This window comes from Streptomyces sp. CRN 30 (genome assembly GCF_034105845.1).
The window spans coordinates 1-14,864 of record NZ_JAVRHI010000314.1 but is presented as its reverse complement, the minus strand read 5'-3'; the positions used below and the strand labels follow the sequence as shown (position 1 = coordinate 14,864).

Sequence of the window (14,864 nt, the reverse complement as noted above, 5' to 3'; positions counted from 1 at the left end):
AGCGGCAGACGGACCTCCTCCTCGCCGTCGCGCAGCCGCAGCACCAGCCGGGCCGGGCCCGTCCCGCCGGGGCCGGCGACCTCGAAGGCCAGCCCGCCCGCGGAGTCGGCGGCGCAGTCGGCGCGCGGAGCCGTCACGGTGTCCTCCCGGTCTTCCTCCGCCGCCGCGCGGGGACGCGCGGTCGGCCCGGTCGTCGCGCTCATGCGGTGCGCCCCTTCCTGACCGCCGCGCGGCCGGCGTCCCGGACGACGTACGCACCGCCGAGCAGGGCTCCCCGGGTGCGGTGCAGTGAGCCCCGCACCCGTCCCCCGAAACTGCTGCCGCTGCGGGTGACCAGCGCGGCGAAGAGCGACTCGTAGCGTTCGGCGACGCGTGCCGGGTCGAAGCGCTCGGAGTTCTTGAGCGCCGCGTGCGCCATCCGCTGCCGCAGCGCGTCGTCGTTGATCAGCTCCAGCAGTCCGGCGGCGATGGCGTCGACGTCACCGACCCGGACCAGTCGGCCGTCGACGCCGTCCTCGATGATCTCCCCGGGGCCGTGGGGGCAGTCGGTGGACACCACCGGCAGACCGCAGCGCATGGCCTCGACGATCGTCATGCCGAAGGACTCCATGGAGGAGGTGACGGCGGCGACGGCACCCTTGGTCCACTCGGGTTCGATGGGGTGGGCGGGGCCCATCAGGTAGACGTGGTTGTAGAGGCCCAGCTCGTCGATCAGCGTCCGGAGCCTGCCCTTCTGGCCGCCTCCTCCGTAGATCCGCAGCCGCCAGTCGGGCCGCTGCGCGCGCACCTCGTCGAAGGCGCGGACGAGCAGGTCGTACCGCTTGACGGGGGCCAGCCGCCCGGCCGCCACGACCCACTTGCCCGATCCGTCCGCCGGTTCGACCGCGGGGGCGGGCACCGGGTTGGGCACGGCCCGCACCTGGACGCCGGGCAGCCGCATCCGGTCGCGATACGAGCGGGCGTCCGCCTCCGTGGTCGTGGTCAGCGCGTCGAGGCGCGGGTACACGGTGCGCAGCGTGGCCCGCAGGCGGGCGGAGTGGTTGTCGAGCGTGAGGTGCTCCTGGCCCACCCGGAGCGGACCCCGCCGGGTCTGGCGCGCCAGGTGCACGTTCAGGCCGGGCCGGGTGCCCACCACGACGTCGGCGTCGACCGTGGCGAGGTGCTCGGCGATGCGCCGGTCGCTGAGGGCGCTGTACTGCTTGTGCCGGCCGTCCGCGCGCGGGAACACGGTGGCCGGGACCTCCAGGTCCGGGTCGCCCCGGTCGGCGCCGTCCGCGCGGATGTCGACGAGGTCGCGCACGCGGACCCGCGGACCGGGTGTGAAGACCGGCGCGTCGCGGTGGCGGAAGACGGAGACGATCTCGACGTCGTGCTGCTCCGCGAGCGTGTTGGCGAGGTTGTACGTGGTCCGGATCGTGCCGCCGATGCCGTACGCGTTGTGTATCAGGAACGAGATGTGCATGGGTCCCCCGGTTCCCCTGATTTCCGAGTCTGGTCAGCTCGTCGCCGACTGAGACCCGGGGCCACCGGACCTGGTTGGGCCGCATCACCAACTTGTGCCAGAACAGTTGCGCGATCGGTAGCCCATTTCGGGAACGTTTGCCGCACCGGGCCCGAGGCGGGCACGGGAGCGGGCGCGAAGCCGCGGCGCCGGTGTGGGATCGGCACCGCGGCTCCGGGTGGACGCCGGCGAGGCGGCCGGACCGGTGCGGTCCGGCCGCCCGCAGGGATCGCCGGCGTCCACGAGGGTTCCGCCCGGTCGGTCCGCCGGACGGAACCCCGTACCCGGGACCGGGGGTCGGCTCAGAGGTCGAGCCGCTGACCGGGCACGATCGTGTGGGGATCACCGCCGATGACGGCCGCGTTGGCGGAGTAGACCTGCTGCCAGGTGGTGCCGTGCCGGGACGCGATGGAGCTCAGGGTGTCGCCGCCGCGCACGGTGTAGTCGCCGCGGGAGGTACCGCGGTCCGTGTGGCCCGGCGCGCGGGCCGGGGCCTTCGCCGGCCGCTCGGCCGGGGCCGACTTCGTGGTCACCGAGCCGGTGGCGGGCGCGGCGGGGGCGCCGCCGTAGGCGCCGGCGCGCACCGAGCAGTTCGGCCAGGCGCCCCAGCCCTGGACCCGCTGGACCTTGGTGGCGACGGCGATCTGCTGGGCCTTGGTGGCCCGGTCCGCGGTGGGCGCGTAGGCCGTGCCGCCGAACCCGCTCCAGGTGGAGGCGGAGAACTGCAGTCCGCCGTAGTACCCGTTGCCGGTGTTGATGTTCCAGTCGCCGCTGCTTTCGCACTGCGCGATGCGGTCCCACACTCCACCGTCGGCCGCCGAGGCACTGCCCGTCCCGGCCAGGAGGCCGAACGGAGCGAGCAGGGCCGCTCCGGCGAGGACCGCCGCGGTACGCGTCTTACGGGTGTTGCCGTGGGCGCTGTCGGCACATGCGGACATGTATTTCCCTCTCGAAGGACCCGGGGTCCCCCAGGGCGGCGCGCGGTCCACGTCGTACGGGACGTGGACGGTGCGCTCCGCCCCGTCCGCCGGCGGTGGTGGTGCTGGCTGCGTCGTGCGGCCGGCGGACGTACCCGAGCGGTGCTCGATGCACACGGCCGAGGAATGTAGGGAGCCGTGGGGCTCGTATCAACCAGCGCGCCGTCCGCACAGGCCAGTTCGCCGTTACCGCAGGTATCAACCCTTTCCGGCCACCCACTTCATTCCCTGATTTCCGGATTTGTCGGCCACGAGGCAGGGTGATCTGTGACCCACCTCACCGCGGGAACTGCCTTGTAGTTACAAGAAGTTGACGTGGAGTGAGGCATTCCGCCCGGGGTTTCACGGTGCGCTCCGGACGGTTCGACTCCGTTCGCCCCCGAGCGTGACTCCGGCCACAGATCGCCCGTTGTCTCCTGCATGAGCCGGGCCCCCCGCGCTCATGGGCCGGGAGCCACCCGGCCCCACCCCGCACCACATCCCGAGGAGCCCCCCGTGCCGCGCATGCTCGACGTCAGCGACGAGGTACGTGCCGAGATCGGCGACGAGGAAGCCGACCGGCTGCTCGCCGGAGAGAACGCCCCGGGCAGTTACGACTGCACGTCCTGCCGCACCCCGGGCGACTCCGCACAGGAGCGCACCAGCACCGTGCTGTTCGTGGGCGAGGAGACCGCCGTGCTCGCCTTCGCCCACGCCACCTGCCTGCCCTCCCAGGTCGTCCAGGTCACCGAGGAGCAGCTGCAGGGCGCCGTCCGCTCCATCACGGCCGACGGCGAGCCGGCCGGGGCCGCGCCCGAGCAGGCCGTGCTCGGGGTCACCAGCGGACTCGTGCTGATCGGCGGCGAGCTCCGTCCCGCGCTCGTGGTCGAACCCACCGCCCCCATCGTCCGCCCCGGCACGTCCGGCGCCGACGACGACTTCCTGCCGCTCCTCGTCGAGCAGGGCTTCGTGCCGCTCACCGAGGTCGAGTGCGTCCCGCCGGTGCTGCACGGCTGGTCGGTACTGCTGGCCGTGGGACAGCTGCACGCCATCCTCCAGCCGGGTGCCGGCGGCGGCTCCCCGGTCGCCTGGTGGCAGGCGCACCAGCCGCTGCAGGCCGCCGACACCTGGCGGGCGGCCGCCGCCAAGCACCAGCAGGTGATCCTCTTCGCCGCCCCGGTCGGCTCCATCGGCCGCCAGCCCCGCGAGGACCTGCTGCGCGAGGCCCTCGACAAGGCGGCCGCGAACGGCAGGCTGGTGGCCGCGACGCTGCCGCTGGCAGGCACCTGACCGCCCCGCCCGGGATCCGTACCCGACAGGTCCCGACGGCCCCGCCGGCCCGGGGTGTGGGCCGTACGGGGGGTGCCCCGCCGGGCGGCGCGGCAAGGCCGCATCCCCGGCGCGGCGGGGTCGTTTGGACCAGTGTGCACCAATACGAAGTCCCCCGCCGCCAGTCCTACCAGCCGATTCCCTCCATGCGGCCCGCGCAGGACCAACAAGGCAGCTCCTCGGTCACGCCGATCTACGACGCGCTCTACGCGGAGTGGAACAGGTCCTTCCGGGCCCTGCCCGGCGACCGCCACGGTGAGGAGGACATGGGCTTCACGGCCTTCGGCATCGCTCCGCACCTCGGCAGCGGCTACGGGTCGTACTCCACGGGGTCCTACTCCACCGGTGCGTACTCCACGGGCGCGTACGACGCCCGCCACGGCACCGCCGCGTACGCGACCGGCCGCCTCGCCACCCAGCACGGCACCCGGCGCGAGGCACAGCCCGGCCACCCGGCCCAGGCGGCGTCCGTCTGGCAGCCGGTGGGCCGGATGCCCACCGGTCACACCGGTGCGCACCACTTCCCCGTCGCACTGCCGCCCGGCCCCCGCCGGGGGCACTGAGGCGACCGGGGCACCAGAACGACGAGGGCGGCTCCCCGGGAGATCCGGGGAGCCGCCCTCGTGCGGGCCCCCGCTCGCTACTTCTTCCGGCCGCGCTTCTCGCGGACCCGCACCGAGATATGGATCGGCGTCCCCTCGAAGCCGAACTCCTCACGCAGCCGGCGCTCCACGAACCGCCGGTAACCCGCCTCGATGAAGCCGGACGCGAAGAGCACGAACCGCGGCGGCTTGGTGCCCGCCTGCGTGCCGAACAGGATGCGCGGCTGCTTGCCGCCCCGGATCGGGTGCGGGTGGGCGGCGACCAGCTCGCCCAGGAAGGCGTTCAGCCGGCCCGTGGGGACCCGGGTCTCCCAGCCCGCCAGCGCCGTCTCGATCGCCGGGACGAGCTTCTCCATGTGCCGTCCGGTGCGCGCGGAGACGTTGACCCGCGGCGCCCACGCCACCTGGCCGAGCTCCGTCTCGATCTCGCGCTCCAGGTAGTAGCGGCGCTCCTCGTCGAGATTGTCCCACTTGTTGAAGGCGAGGACGACCGCGCGGCCCGCCTCCACCGCCATCGTCACGATGCGCTGGTCCTGTACGGAGATGTTCTCGGAGGCGTCCAGCAGGATGACCGCGACCTCCGCCTTCTCCACGGCGGCGGCCGTACGCAGCGAGGCGTAGTAGTCGGCGCCCTGCTGGAGGTGGACCCGCTTGCGGATGCCGGCGGTGTCGACGAACTTCCAGGTGACGCCGCCGAGCTCGATCAGCTCGTCGACCGGGTCGCGGGTGGTGCCCGCGAGCTCGTTGACGACGACGCGCTCCTCGCCCGCCACCTTGTTCAACAGCGAGGACTTGCCCACGTTCGGGCGGCCGATGAGCGCGATGCGGCGCGGGCCGCCGACCGCGGTGCCGAACGTCTGCTCCGGCGCCTCGGGCAGCGCCTCCAGGACGGCGTCCAGCATGTCGCCGGTGCCGCGGCCGTGCAGCGCGGAGACCGGGTGCGGCTCGCCGAGGCCCAGGCTCCACAGGTACGAGGCGTCGGCCTCGCCGCTCGGGCCGTCGACCTTGTTGGCGCAGAGCACGACGGGCTTGCCCGCCTTGCGCAGCAGCCGGACGACGGCCTCGTCGGTGTCGGTGGCGCCGACCTTGGCGTCGACGACGAACACGACCGCGTCGGCCGCCTCGATCGCGTACTCGGCCTGCGCGGCCACGGAGGCGTCGATGCCGAGGACGTCCTGCTCCCAGCCGCCGGTGTCGACGACCTTGAAGCGGCGGCCCGCCCACTCGGCCTCGTAGGTGACGCGGTCGCGGGTGACGCCGGGCTTGTCCTCGACGACGGCCTCGCGGCGGCCGATAATGCGGTTCACCAGGGTCGACTTGCCGACGTTCGGGCGGCCGACGACGGCGAGCACCGGGAGCGGGCCGTGTCCGGCCTCCTCCAGCGCGCCCTCGATGTCCTCGGGGTCGAAGCCCTCTTCGGCGGCGAGCTCCATGAACTCCGCGAACTCGGCATCACCGAGAGCCCCGTGCTCGTGCTCCGAGCCGTCGGAGGGAATGTGGTCGTTCATGAAGTGGTACCTCGTTCGTCGTGGTGATCGGTGGACCGCCCGAGGGCGGGGGATCCACTACTCAAGTGTCCCTTGGCGCCCCGTGAGGCGCCTGGCGTTCTCCAGGTGGGCGGCGAGCTGCTTCTGGATGCGCACGGTCGCCTCGTCGAGCGCCTTGCGCGTCCGCCGCCCGCTGCTGTCGCCCGCTGCGAACGGCTCGCCGAAGACGACGTCGACCCGGCTGCGCAGCGGGGGCAGCCCCTTGATCAACCGTCCGCGCCGCTCGGTGCTTCCCAGGACCGCGACCGGGACGATCGGCGCCCCGCTGCGGACCGCGAAGTAGGACAGCCCCGCGCGCAGCGAGGCGAAGTCGCCCTCGCCGCGGGTGCCCTCGGGGAAGATCCCGAGGACGCCGCCGTTCTCCAGGACGCCGAGGGCCCGGGTGATCGCGGTCCGGTCGGTGGACGTGCGGTCCACCTTGACCTGCCCGATGCCGAGGAGGAACGGGTCGAGGGGACCGACGAACGCCTCCTTCTTGATCAGGAAGTGTGTGGGCCGCGGCGCCACACCCATGACCATGGGGCCGTCGATGTTGTGGGAGTGGTTGACGGCGAGGATCACCGGGCCGGTCGCGGGGACCTTCCAGGCGCCCAGGACGCGCGGCTTCCACAGCCCGAACATCAGGCCCACGCCGATGCGGCGGCCGACCTCGGCCCCCCGTACCGAAGGCGCCTCGGTCACTTCGCGACCCGCTTCTCCTCGACGAGGGTGACCACGCACTCGATGACCTGCTGCAGCGTGAGGTCGGAGGTGTCCACCTCCACCGCGTCGTCCGCCTTGGCCAGCGGGGAGGTCTTGCGGGTGGAGTCGGCCGCGTCCCGCTTGAGGAGCGCCTCGCGGGTGGCGGCCACGTCGGCGTTCTTCAGCTCACCGCTGCGGCGGGCGGCACGGGCCTCCGGGGAGGCCGTGAGGAAGATCTTCAGGTCGGCGTCCGGCAGCACGGTGGTGCCGATGTCCCGGCCCTCGACGACGATGCCGGTGACCGCGCCGGCGGCGACGGCGCGCTGCAGCTCGGTGATCCGGGCCCGCACCTCGGGCACCGCGCTGACCGCGCTGACCTTGGAGGTGACCTCCTGGGTGCGGATCGGGCCGGCCACGTCGGTGCCGTCCACGGTGATCGTGGGGGAGGCCGGGTCGGTGCCCGAGACGATGTCCGGCTTCCCGACCGCGGCGGCGATCGCCGAGGGGTCCTCGACGTCGATCCCGTTGGTCACCATCCACCAGGTGATCGCCCGGTACTGGGCGCCGGTGTCCAGGTAGCTCAGTCCGAGCTGCGCGGCCACGGCCTTGGAGGTGCTCGACTTGCCCGTGCCGGAGGGCCCGTCGATGGCGACAATGACTGCCGGGGCGGTCCGGGCGGCGCCGTTTTCCACGGTCTGGTGACCTTCCTGGTACGGGGTGGCGGGGTGTGCGGGACGCGAGGGCGCCCCGCACAAGGTTACTTGCTCCCGGGCCCCCGGCTCACGGGCCCTTCGGCCCCCCGACCGGCTCCCGTGCCGGGGAGGCGGCGCCCGGCCCGGGTCACTGCCGGATCGCCCAGCCCCGCTCCCGCAGGGCCGCGGTCAGCACCGGCGCCGCCTTCGGCTCGACCAGCAGCTGCACCAGACCCGCCTGCCGGCCGGTGGCGTGCTCGATCCGGACGTCCTCGACGTTGACGCCGCCGCGACCGGCGTCGGCGAAGATCCGGGCCAGCTGGCCGGGCTGGTCGTCGATGAGGACGGCCACGACCTCGTACGCGCGCGGGGCGCTGCCGTGCTTGCCGGGGACGCGGACCTGGCCGGCGTTGCCGCGGCGCAGGACCTTCTCGATGCCGGTGGCGCCCCCGCGGCGCTCGTCCTCGTCGGAGGACTGCAGGGCGCGCAGGGCGCGGACGGTCTCCTCCAGGTCGGCCGCGACGTCCGTGAGCAGGTCGGCCACCGGCCCGGGGTTGGCGGACAGGATGTCGATCCACATCCGCGGGTCGGAGCCCGCGATCCGGGTGACGTCACGGATGCCGCCGCCGCACAGCCGTACGGCCGCCTCCTCGGCGTGCTCCAGGCGCGCGGCGACCATGCTCGACACCAGGTGCGGCATGTGGGAGACCAGGGCGACCGCCCGGTCGTGGGCGTCGGCCTCCATCACGACCGGCACGGCACGGCAGTGCGACACCAGCTCCAGGGCGAGGTTCAGGACCTCGGTGTCGGTGTCCCGGGTGGGCGTGAGCACCCAGGGCCGGCCCTCGAAGAGGTCCCCGGTGGCGGCCAGCGGGCCGGACTTCTCGCGGCCCGCCATGGGGTGGGTGCCGATGTACCCGGTCAGGTCGAGGCCGAGCCGCTCCAGCTCGCGGCGCGGGCCGCCCTTGACGGAGGCCACGTCGAGGTAGCCGCGGGCGAGGCCGCGCCGCATCGCGTCGGCGAGGGTCGTGGCCACGTGGGCGGGCGGGGCGGCCACGATCGCGAGGTCGACCGGGCCGTCCGGCGCCTCGTCGGTGCCGGCGCCGAGCGCGGTCGCCGTACGGGCCTGCTCCGGGTCCCGGTCGGCGAGGTGCACCGTCACGCCGCGCTGGGCGAGCGCGAGCGCCGCCGAGGTGCCGATCAGTCCGGTGCCGATGACAAGTGCGGTCCTCACTGGGCGATGTCCTTGCGCAGTGCGGCCGCGGCGCCCAGGTAGACGTGGGCGATCTCGCCGCGGGGCCGGTCGGACTCGATGTGGGCGAGGATCCGGACGACCCTCGGCATCGCGCCCTGGACGTCGAGTTCCTGCGCGCAGATCAGCGGCACGTCGACGATGCCGAGCCCCCGGGCCGCGGCCGCCGGGAAGTCGCTGTGCAGGTCGGGCGTGGCCGTGAACCAGATGCTGATCAGGTCGTCCGCGGTGAGTCCGTTGCGCTCCAGGAGGGCGGTGAGCAGCGCCCCGACCTGCTCGTCCATGTGCCCGGCCTCGTCCCGCTCCAGTTGGACGGCGCCCCGGACCGCTCGTACCGCCACGTCTGTGCTCCTCGCTTGCGTTCCCTGCACGGCTCGTCCCACCAGCGTAGTCAGCCCGGCACACCGCGGTGCGCGGCGCCCGGCTGCCGAGACGGTCCCCCGTGGGCCGAAGGGCGTACGGAACGCCCTTCCGCCGGTGGTTCGCCCGGCCCGGGGGAAGGCACAGGGGACGACGCGACGGACACGACGGACGCGACGGACACGACGACGGGAACGGCATGACTCTGGATGCGACACGGCGCACCGTCCTGGTGACGACGGGCGCCGCGGTGCTGCTCGCGGGGTGCGGTGGCGACGGCGGCGGAGGGGACGGCGGGGAGTCCCCCGCCGGGGACGGGGAGCTGGCGCGGACCGACGACATCCCGGTCGGCGGCGGAAAGGTGCTCGGCGACGAGAAGGTCGTGGTCACCCAGCCGGAGGAGGGCGACTTCCGGGCGTTCTCGGCGGTCTGCCCCCACCAGGGCTGTACGGTCGCCGCCGTCTCGGACGGCACGATCGACTGCGCCTGTCACGGGAGCCGCTTCAGCATCACGGACGGTTCGGTGACGACCGGCCCGGCGACGGAGGGGCTGGCCGAGGAGCGGATCACGGTGGACGGAAACACGATCCGCCGGACGTGATCGACCACGTACGCTCCCGGACATGCAGCCCGAGTCCCTGGTCCGCGACCACACGGTCTACTCCTGCGTCATGGGTTCGCGCGCCTTCGACCTGGCCACGGAGGGCAGCGACACCGACCGCAGGGTGTCTTCCTCGCCCCCAACGAGGCGGCCTGCGCCGCGTCCGGCAGGTAGGCGGGCGCGCCGCATCGGGCCGATGCCGGTGAGCCGTACGCGGGACGCCGCGTGTCGAGGGCGACGACGGCGGCGAGGGCGTCGGTCGTCGCTCAAGCGTCCCAGAGGGCTCCCAGCGCCAGGAGGTCGCCCTGGTACTCGACGCGGTCGGCCCACTCCTCGGGCCAGGCGGCCGGGCCGTGGTGGGCGCCCGCGAACGCGCCGGCGAGACAGGCGATGGAGTCCGAGTCGCCGGAGGTGCAGGCGGCCCGGCGCAGGGCGGTGACGGGCTCGTCGACGAAGAGCAGGAAACACAGCAGACCGGTGGCGAGGGCTTCCTCGGCGACCCAGCCGTCCCCCGTGGCGAGGCACGGATCGGTCTCGGGCGACGGGTCGGCGAGGGCCTGGCGGAGGCGGTCGAGGGCCTCCAGGCACTCGTCCCAGCCCCGGGCGATGAACTGCTCCGCGCTCGGGTCCTGGCCGCGCGTCCACAGGTCGCCGAGCCAGTGCTCGTGGTACCGGGTGCGGTTGTCGTAGGCGTACGAGCGCAGGCGCCCGACCAGTCCGGTCGGCTCGGTGCCCTGCGCCAGCAGCCGTACCGCGTGCGCCGTGAGGTCGGAGGCGGCGAGCGCCGTGGGGTGGCCGTGGGTGAGGGCGGCCTGCAGCTGGGCGGCGCCCGCGCGCTGGTCGTCGCTCAGCTGCGGAATGAGCCCGACCGGTGCCACGCGCATGTCGGCGCCGCAGCCCTTGGAGTGGATCTGGGAGGCGTCCTGCCAGGGCCGGTCCTGACGCGCGAGGAGGTCGCAGGCGACCAGGCAGGTGCGGCCGGGGGCGCGGTTGTTCTCCGGGGAGCGGGACCAGGCGACGAACTCCTCGCGCACGGGACGCTCCAGCTGCGCCGGGCCGAGGGATCCGCGGTCCATGGCCGTGCGCAGGCCCCGGCCCAGCGCCAGCGTCATCTGGGTGTCGTCCGTGACGATCGCGGGGTCCGGCAGCTCCATCTCCCGCCAGGGCCCGAACTTGGCGAGGATCGACGGCACGTCGTTGAACTCCGTCGGGAAACCGAGCGCGTCCCCGAGGGCGAGACCTATGAGGGATCCGGTGGCGGCGCGCTTCGCGGGCCGGGTGGTGGTCATCGGGGCGTCCTTTACGACGAGGGGCGGAGCAGGGGCGGGTGCAGGGCGGTGGCGGGGCCCGCGCGGTACAGCGCGGCGGGTTTGCCGCGGCCGCCGGTCAGCCGGGCGGCGCCGGGCACCGCCTCCACGAAGCCGTGGGTGGCGAGGACCTTGCGGCGGAAGTTGGGCCGGTCCAGCGCCGTGCCCCACACCGTCTCGTAGACCTGCTGGAGCTCGCCGAGCGTGAACTCGGGCGGGCAGAACGCCGTGGCGAGGCAGGTGTACTCGAGCTTGGCGCCGACCCGGTCGTGGGCGTCGGCCAGGATGCGGTCGTGGTCGAAGGCGAGCGGCCCGAGCCCGTCGTACGGCAGCCAGCGGGCGCTCGCCGCGTCCCCGCCGCCGCGGGGCTCGGGGGCGTCGGGCAGCAGCGCGGTGTACGCGACGGAGACGACCCGCATCCGAGGGTCGCGGTCCGGTTCGCTGTAGGTCCGCAGCTGCTCCAGGTGCAGACCGGAGACGTCCGCCAGGCCGGTCTCCTCGGCGAGTTCCCGCCGGGCCGCCGTCCCGGCGGACTCGGCGGGCAGCACGAAGCCGCCGGGCAGGGCCCAGCGGCCCGCGTACGGCTCCTGTCCGCGCTCGACCAGCAGCACCTGGAGCCGGCCCTCGCGGAGGGTGAGCACCGCGAGGTCGACGGTGACGGCGAAGGGCTCGAAGGCGTACTTGTCGTAGCCCTCCATGCCCCCTCCTCCCCAGCCCCCGGGTGTCGCCGCCGGGCTCCGGCGACGGGACCGGGACCACCCCCGTGGGCCCTGCTCCCGCGCGCCGCGCCCGACGGCGACACCCGATTAATGGTCAGTACGACTATAAAAACGGGGACGGCCCGGCACAACCCCCAGAACGCGGAAAGCCGGCCCCGGAATCCCGGGACCGGCCGACGAGGACGACGGAGGGGGAACCTCCGCCCGCTCCTACAGGTCCACCTCGCGCATCAGCATGCCCACCTCGGTGTTGGACAGGCGGCGCAGCCACCCGGACTTCTGGTCGCCGAGGGTGATCGGCCCGAAGGCGGTGCGCACCAGCTTGTCGACCGGGAAGCCGGCCTCCGCGAGCATGCGCCGCACGATGTGCTTGCGGCCCTCGTGCAGGACCACCTCGACCAGGTAGTTCTTGCCGGTCTGCTCGACGACGCGGAAGTGGTCCGCGCGCGCGTAGCCGTCCTCCAGCTGGATGCCGTCCTTGAGCTGCTTGCCCAGGTCCCGCGGGATGGGCCCGACGATGTGCGCGAGGTAGGTCTTCTTCACGCCGTACCGGGGGTGGGTCAGCCGGTGCGCCAGCTCGCCGTGGTTGGTGAGCAGGATGACGCCCTCGGTCTCGGTGTCGAGCCGGCCCACGTGGAACAGCCGCGTCTCGCGGTTGGTCACGTAGTCGCCGAGGCACTGGCGCCCCTCGGGGTCCTCCATCGTCGACACCACGCCCGCGGGCTTGTTCAGCGAGAAGAACTGGTACGACTGGGTGGCCACGGTCAGCCCGTCGACCCTGATCTCGTCCTTCTCCGGGTCGACGCGGAGCCCCTGCTCCAGCACGATCTCGCCGTTGACCTCGACCCGGGCCTGCTCGACCAGTTCCTCGCAGGCACGGCGCGAGCCGTAGCCCGCGCGCGCGAGCACCTTCTGCAGCCGCTCGCCCTCCTGCTCGGCGCCGGGGAAGGTCTTGGGCGGCTTGACGTCCTTCTTGCCCGCGTACCGCTCGCGGTTGCGCTCCTCGGTCCGCGTCTCGTACTCGCGGGAGCGCGCGGGCTCCGTACGGCCGCGGCCGCCCTGCCGGGACTGCTGGGACTGCCTGGGGCCGCCCTTGGCCCCGCCCCGGGCCGCGCCGCCGCGTCCCGACTTCGGGCCGTCCTGGGTGCCGCCGGGGCCCACGTCGTAGCGGCGCTCCTCCGGGCGGGGCTTGCTGGGGCGGCCCTGCCCCTGCTTCTGGTCCCTGTCGTTGCCGGCACCGCGGTAGTTACCGCGCCCGCCGCTCTTGCCGCTGCCGCTGCTTCGCATCAAAGTTCCGTCGTCGTCTTCGTCGGGTGATCGTCGTCTGCGTCCGGTGCGTCCGGATCGAACGACGGTACGCCCTCCTGGGTCTCGGCCTCGATCGCCTCCGCCTCCGGGAGGAAGGGCGCGAGCTCCGGGAGCTCGTCCAGGCCGCGCAGGCCCATCCGCTCCAGGAAGTAGTTCGTCGTCCTGTACAGGATCGCACCTGTTTCGGGTTCCGTGCCCGCCTCCTGGACCAGACCGCGCTGGAGGAGGGTGCGCATGACCCCGTCGCAGTTGACCCCTCGTACGGCCGAGACCCGGCTGCGGTTCACCGGCTGCCGGTACGCGACCACGGCCAGCGTCTCCAGGGCGGCCTGGGTGAGCCGGGCCTGCTGCCCGTCCAGGACGAACCGGTCGACGGCGGCCGCGTACGCCGGCCGGGTGGAGAACCGCCAGCCCCCGGCCACCAGCCGCAGCTCGAAACCGCGGCCCTGCGCGGTGTACTCGTCGGCCAGCTCCCGCAGCGCGTCCGCGACCTGCCGCCGCGGGCGCTCCAGGACGCGCGCCAGGTGCTCCTCGCCGGCGGGCTCGTCCACGACCATGAGGACGGCCTCCAGGGCGGGCTTGAGACCGAGGTCCGCGACGGTCCGCGGGCCGCTCCCCGCCGGGTCCCCGGCACTCTCCTCGCTCACGTCTGCTCCTCCTCGCGCTCCTCGGGCGGCCGGTCGAACTCGTCGGTGACCAGCGGCGCCCCGTCGTCGTCCCCGGCGGCTCCGCCGGTCCAGCGCACCAGCAGCTCGCCCAGGGGGGACTCCTGCTCCAGCTCGACGGCCTTCTCGCGGTAGAGCTCCAGCAGGGCGAGGAACCGCGCGACGACGGTCAGTGTGTCGCCGGTGTCCTCGACGAGCGTGCCGAAGCTCGCCGTACCCAGCTCCCTGAGCCGCACCACCACGACCTGCGCCTGTTCCTGCACACTGACCAGGGGCGCGTGGATGTGGTCCACGTACACCTGCGGCTCCGGTTTCGGCTGCATCGCCTTCACGGCGAGCCGCGCGAGGCCCTCCGCGCCGATGGTGATGACGACCTCGGGCAGCAGCTCGGCGTGGTGCGGTTCGAGTCCGACGGTACGCGGGTACCGCCGGGCCTCGTCCTCCAGCCGCTCGCTGAAGATGTCAGCGATCCGTTTGTACGCGCGGTACTGCAGCAGCCGCGCGAACAGCAGGTCACGGGCCTCCAGCAGCGCCAGGTCGGCCTCGTCCTCGACCTCGGCGGCGGGCAGCAGCCGCGCGGCCTTGAGATCGAGCAGCGTGGCCGCCACGACGAGGAACTCCGTCGTCCGGTCGAGGTCCCAGTCCGGCCCCATGGCCCTGATGTGTGCCATGAACTCGTCGGTCACCTGCGACAGCGCGACCTCGGTGACGTCCATCCGGTGCCGGGAGATCAGCTGGAGCAGCAGGTCGAAGGGCCCCTCGAAGTTGGCGAGCCGCACGGTGAACACACCGTCGGCGCCTTCGGCGGCCGCCCCTGCGGGCGGCGGAGCTTCCCCCGGTGCGCCCCGCTCCCCGCGTTCCGGCGAGGCCGGTGCCCCGCCGGTCGCGTCCGGCTCGGCGCCGGCCGGCGACTCCGCTTCCACCTCCGGCGGGTTCTCACCTACGGGCCGCGGGGGTGCGACACCGGGCCCCCGCCCCAGCGCACGCCGACGGCCGGCGGCTGGGTCGGAGGCTGTCGCGTCGTTCGAGGTCATGGCGGTCGCAGGCTACCGCGTACGGCTCCCGGAGCCGACCACCGCCCGCACCGCCCGTCCGCCGCGCTCGCCCTACCGTCCGCGCAGCCTGCGGACCAGGATGCTCGCGTCCCCCCGGGACTCCAGGTCGGCCAGCACGACGGCGACCGCCTCCCGCACGATCCTGCCCCGGTCGACCGCCAGGCCGTGCTCGCCGCGGAGCACCAGGCGGGCGTGCTCGAGGTCCATGAGCTCCTCGGCCGACACGTACACCGTGATCTTCTCGTCGTGCCGTTCGCGCCCGCTGGGACGGCGCGCGGCGGCACGTCCG

At 73.8% G+C, this 14,864-nt stretch carries 15 protein-coding genes and 3 pseudogenes; 4 read left to right on the top strand and 14 right to left on the bottom strand.

The annotated features are described in order from the left end of the window. The 3 genes and pseudogenes from UW392_RS34200 to UW392_RS34190 all read right to left on the bottom strand — a co-directional run. Positions 1 to 203: pseudogene (locus UW392_RS34200) on the bottom strand (hypothetical protein); the annotation flags it as partial. Beyond that, positions 200 to 1,462, bottom strand: a complete 1,263-nt coding sequence (locus UW392_RS34195) for a glycosyltransferase family 4 protein (protein WP_320779091.1) — start codon at positions 1,460 to 1,462, stop codon at positions 200 to 202. The pseudogene UW392_RS34200 and the gene UW392_RS34195, both read right to left, overlap by 4 nt. Positions 1,463 to 1,803: 341 nt before the next feature. After that, positions 1,804 to 2,439: a transglycosylase family protein gene (locus tag UW392_RS34190; protein WP_320779090.1), complete on the bottom strand. Its 636-nt coding sequence runs from the start codon at positions 2,437 to 2,439 to the stop codon at positions 1,804 to 1,806. Between the two features lie 534 nt (positions 2,440 to 2,973). Between UW392_RS34190 and UW392_RS34185 the strand changes: the two genes are divergently transcribed. Both UW392_RS34185 and UW392_RS34180 read left to right on the top strand, forming a co-directional pair. Next, complete coding sequence (locus UW392_RS34185) at positions 2,974 to 3,747, top strand: hypothetical protein (RefSeq protein ID WP_320779089.1); 774 nt, start codon at positions 2,974 to 2,976, stop codon at positions 3,745 to 3,747. Between the two features lie 185 nt (positions 3,748 to 3,932). Further along, positions 3,933 to 4,349: a hypothetical protein gene (locus UW392_RS34180; protein WP_320779088.1), complete on the top strand. Its 417-nt coding sequence runs from the start codon at positions 3,933 to 3,935 to the stop codon at positions 4,347 to 4,349. Between the two features lie 77 nt (positions 4,350 to 4,426). Here the strand turns inward: UW392_RS34180 and der are convergent, their stop codons facing one another. From der to aroH, 5 genes are all read right to left on the bottom strand, one after another. After that, the gene (gene der / locus UW392_RS34175; RefSeq protein WP_320779087.1) at positions 4,427 to 5,896 is read right to left on the bottom strand and encodes a ribosome biogenesis GTPase Der; all 1,470 of its coding nucleotides are present in this window, start codon (positions 5,894 to 5,896) and stop codon (positions 4,427 to 4,429) included. 57 nt (positions 5,897 to 5,953) lie between these two features. Continuing rightward, entirely contained in the window at positions 5,954 to 6,616 is a 663-nt protein-coding gene (locus UW392_RS34170) for a lysophospholipid acyltransferase family protein (protein WP_320779086.1), read from the bottom strand. Continuing rightward, entirely contained in the window at positions 6,613 to 7,308 is a 696-nt protein-coding gene (gene cmk / locus UW392_RS34165; RefSeq protein WP_320779085.1) for a (d)CMP kinase, read from the bottom strand. Before cmk ends, UW392_RS34170 begins: the two co-directional genes overlap by 4 nt. A 148-nt stretch (positions 7,309 to 7,456) precedes the next feature. Beyond that, entirely contained in the window at positions 7,457 to 8,542 is a 1,086-nt protein-coding gene (locus tag UW392_RS34160; protein ID WP_320779084.1) for a prephenate dehydrogenase, read from the bottom strand. Further along, entirely contained in the window at positions 8,539 to 8,901 is a 363-nt protein-coding gene (gene aroH, locus UW392_RS34155) for a chorismate mutase (protein ID WP_320779083.1), read from the bottom strand. The genes UW392_RS34160 and aroH overlap by 4 nt, the downstream gene beginning before the upstream one ends. Positions 8,902 to 9,119: 218 nt before the next feature. On the opposite strand from aroH, the gene UW392_RS34150 reads away from it, so the two are divergent. Both UW392_RS34150 and UW392_RS34145 read left to right on the top strand, forming a co-directional pair. Further along, the gene (locus UW392_RS34150; protein ID WP_320779082.1) at positions 9,120 to 9,521 is read left to right on the top strand and encodes a Rieske (2Fe-2S) protein; all 402 of its coding nucleotides are present in this window, start codon (positions 9,120 to 9,122) and stop codon (positions 9,519 to 9,521) included. Positions 9,522 to 9,543: 22 nt separating this feature from the next. Further along, positions 9,544 to 9,662, top strand: a pseudogene (locus UW392_RS34145) (nucleotidyltransferase); the annotation flags it as partial. Positions 9,663 to 9,787: 125 nt separating this feature from the next. Here the strand turns inward: UW392_RS34145 and UW392_RS34140 are convergent. From UW392_RS34140 to UW392_RS34115, 6 genes and pseudogenes are all read right to left on the bottom strand, one after another. Beyond that, on the bottom strand, positions 9,788 to 10,810 hold the full coding sequence (locus tag UW392_RS34140; RefSeq protein WP_320779081.1) for an ADP-ribosylglycohydrolase family protein: 1,023 nt from the start codon (positions 10,808 to 10,810) through the stop codon (positions 9,788 to 9,790). A gap of 11 nt (positions 10,811 to 10,821) precedes the next feature. Next, positions 10,822 to 11,526, bottom strand: coding sequence for an NUDIX hydrolase (locus UW392_RS34135; protein WP_320779080.1), 705 nt, complete (start codon positions 11,524 to 11,526; stop codon positions 10,822 to 10,824). 231 nt (positions 11,527 to 11,757) lie between these two features. Then, positions 11,758 to 12,834 carry a pseudouridine synthase gene (locus UW392_RS34130; RefSeq protein ID WP_320779079.1) on the bottom strand — a complete coding sequence of 359 codons (1,077 nt, stop codon included), beginning with the start codon at positions 12,832 to 12,834 and terminating at the stop codon, positions 11,758 to 11,760. Continuing rightward, the gene (scpB, locus tag UW392_RS34125) at positions 12,834 to 13,502 is read right to left on the bottom strand and encodes an SMC-Scp complex subunit ScpB (protein WP_320779078.1); all 669 of its coding nucleotides are present in this window, start codon (positions 13,500 to 13,502) and stop codon (positions 12,834 to 12,836) included. The genes UW392_RS34130 and scpB overlap by 1 nt, the downstream gene beginning before the upstream one ends. Further along, positions 13,499 to 14,554, bottom strand: a complete 1,056-nt coding sequence (locus tag UW392_RS34120) for a segregation and condensation protein A (protein ID WP_320779077.1) — start codon at positions 14,552 to 14,554, stop codon at positions 13,499 to 13,501. Before UW392_RS34120 ends, scpB begins: the two co-directional genes overlap by 4 nt. Positions 14,555 to 14,626: 72 nt before the next feature. Beyond that, a pseudogene (locus UW392_RS34115) lies at positions 14,627 to 14,864 on the bottom strand (hypothetical protein); the annotation flags it as partial.

Bases quoted from the DNA above. Each gene is read 5' to 3' on its own strand.
- UW392_RS34195 (WP_320779091.1), bottom strand. From the start codon at position 1,462: ATGCACATCTCGTTCCTGATACACAACGCGTACGGCATCGGCGGCACG.
- UW392_RS34190 (WP_320779090.1), bottom strand. From the start codon at position 2,439: ATGTCCGCATGTGCCGACAGCGCCCACGGCAACACCCGTAAGACGCGT.
- UW392_RS34180 (WP_320779088.1), top strand. From the start codon at position 3,933: ATGCGGCCCGCGCAGGACCAACAAGGCAGCTCCTCGGTCACGCCGATC.
- der (WP_320779087.1), bottom strand. From the start codon at position 5,896: ATGAACGACCACATTCCCTCCGACGGCTCGGAGCACGAGCACGGGGCT.
- UW392_RS34150 (WP_320779082.1), top strand. From the start codon at position 9,120: ATGACTCTGGATGCGACACGGCGCACCGTCCTGGTGACGACGGGCGCC.
- UW392_RS34140 (WP_320779081.1), bottom strand. From the start codon at position 10,810: ATGACCACCACCCGGCCCGCGAAGCGCGCCGCCACCGGATCCCTCATA.
- UW392_RS34135 (WP_320779080.1), bottom strand. From the start codon at position 11,526: ATGGAGGGCTACGACAAGTACGCCTTCGAGCCCTTCGCCGTCACCGTC.
- UW392_RS34130 (WP_320779079.1), bottom strand. From the start codon at position 12,834: ATGCGAAGCAGCGGCAGCGGCAAGAGCGGCGGGCGCGGTAACTACCGC.
- UW392_RS34120 (WP_320779077.1), bottom strand. From the start codon at position 14,554: ATGACCTCGAACGACGCGACAGCCTCCGACCCAGCCGCCGGCCGTCGG.